Source organism: Rhodanobacter spathiphylli B39 (assembly GCF_000264295.1).
Taxonomy (GTDB): Bacteria; Pseudomonadota; Gammaproteobacteria; order Xanthomonadales; family Rhodanobacteraceae; genus Rhodanobacter; species Rhodanobacter spathiphylli.
Genome location: NZ_AJXT01000120.1, coordinates 1 through 693, shown reverse-complemented (window position 1 = coordinate 693; position 693 = coordinate 1). Strand labels below are relative to the sequence as shown.

The window sequence follows — 693 nt, the reverse complement described above, 5'->3', positions numbered from 1 at the left end:
ATACATACCTATGACTGGAACTTCTTCTTGTCCGAATTCTACAAAGTCTGTCATATCAGCGAAAGCTATTTTGATATAGCGATTGAGCACGTCCATTGCGTCAATAAAGAGTTCTTCTTGGAGTTGGCTTTTTAAGCGGCGAATTTCTTTTGCAATGTTAGGTTTTCTTAAGTTTTCATGGCCGATTACATGAGCTGTATCCGGAGAATATCCTGCCTTAATTGCTGCCTGTGTTGCATTAAAGCTTTTAATATAATACAAACAAAAAAGACGCTGTTTTTCGGTAAGTTCAGCGTCTTCTAATTCCTTCAGTATTTTCTTGTCGCTCTTCAGAGGAGCGTTCCTCTCTTTTTGTTTGGAACGTTCCGTATTCTTTTTTGTTTCCTTTTGGAGCGTTCCGTTTAATTTTGCGTCCCATTGGTCTTTATTCTTCCATCCTCGGACAGTTCCCGGAGGCCGGTTCAACTGCTTTGCTATTTCAATAAGGTCAATCTCGCCTTGATGCTCTTTGTATATCTCAAACGCTCTCTCCCTGTCCGGTTCTGCTCTTCTCGGCATCACCCTCCCTCCCTTTTCGGGGATAAAAAACCCCGAAGGCTCATATTTTTTCGGTATCTTATGGCCGCTTTAAAATTTCACCTTCTAAGACCAAAACTCTCCCTTCTGTTTTAGTCTCTATAATATCAACACGAG

The 693-nt window shown here is 41.1% G+C and carries 1 protein-coding gene; it reads right to left on the bottom strand.

Annotated features, from left to right (window positions below; all coding sequences use genetic code 11):
* Positions 1-558: terminase small subunit (locus UU7_RS17850; protein WP_040673683.1), on the bottom strand; the 558-nt coding region annotated here is incomplete at its 3' end.
* Positions 559-693: the final 135 nt, after the last annotated feature.